This is a genomic window from Hymenobacter sp. M1-2 (genome assembly GCF_057808495.1).
This window is the reverse complement of record NZ_JBTYZO010000062.1, coordinates 1-844: the sequence shown is the minus strand read 5'-3', so window position 1 is coordinate 844 and position 844 is coordinate 1. Positions and strand designations below refer to the sequence as shown.

General features: G+C 58.8%; 2 protein-coding genes. Both read left to right on the top strand.

Going from position 1 to position 844, the window contains the following annotated elements:
* Positions 1-27 precede the first annotated feature (27 nt).
* Positions 28-366: a transposase gene (locus tag ACYSMN_RS25490; protein WP_488926753.1), complete on the top strand. Its 339-nt coding sequence runs from the start codon at positions 28-30 to the stop codon at positions 364-366.
* The gene (locus tag ACYSMN_RS25485; RefSeq protein ID WP_488926752.1) at positions 363-830 is read left to right on the top strand and encodes a transposase; all 468 of its coding nucleotides are present in this window, start codon (positions 363-365) and stop codon (positions 828-830) included. Before ACYSMN_RS25490 ends, ACYSMN_RS25485 begins: the two co-directional genes overlap by 4 nt.
* Positions 831-844: the final 14 nt, after the last annotated feature.

Below are 844 nucleotides of genomic sequence, written 5' to 3'. Positions count from 1 at the left end.
AGAAGCTGTTTGAGTTAATTTCGGGTCATGGAAAAGTTAGTCCCGCCCTCGGCTCGAAAACGCTACAGTTCCGACCTTTCGGCCCGGGATTGGCATCGACTGGAGCCCTTGCTGCAAGTGCGGCGGCGCAGCAAATGGCCTCTGTTAAGCGTGGTGAACGCCGTGCTGTATGTGCTCAAAAACGGGTGCCTCTGGCGCGACTTGCCCGGGGATTTTCCGCCGTGGGGCACGGTGTACTGGTATTTTGCCAAATGGCAGGACGCGGGCATCCTGGACGAGTTAAACGCTTGTCTCAACGCCGCTTGCCGGGAGAATACCCCCAAAAAGGGCTGCCCACGTGCGTCATCATTGACACGCAAAGTGTGAAAAACGCGGCCACGGCCACCGGGGACACGGTTGGTTTCGATGCCGGCAAGCGGGTCAAAGGACGCAAGCGCCTGGTGCTAATTGACACGCTAGGCAACGTACTGGCCAGCCGGGTCGTGCCGGCCCACGTCTCGGATGCGGCGGCCGCCATCGCCTTCTGGGACGAAGTCGCCGCCACGCACCCGCTCTTGGGGCAGGTGCAAGTCGTGATGGGCGACAGCTCGTTTGCCGGCCTTTTCGCCGACCACCTAGCCCTGCGCTACGGTGTGCGATTTGAAAAACCTGCGCATATCGTACTGAAAAAGCAAAACTTCTGCATCCATCAAACACGCTGGCTGGTCGAACGCACGTTGGCTTGGCTCAGCGCCAACCGCCGCTTATCGAAGGAATACGACCGACGGCTGACGCGAGCCAATGCCTGGATACTGTGGGCCAACATTCGTCGTATTCTCAAATTCTGCTAACTCAAACAGCTTCT

What these genes read in the sequence shown, in the direction of transcription:
- ACYSMN_RS25490 (WP_488926753.1), top strand. Translation starts at nt 28, where the DNA reads ATGGAAAAGTTAGTCCCGCCCTCGGCTCGAAAACGCTACAGTTCCGAC.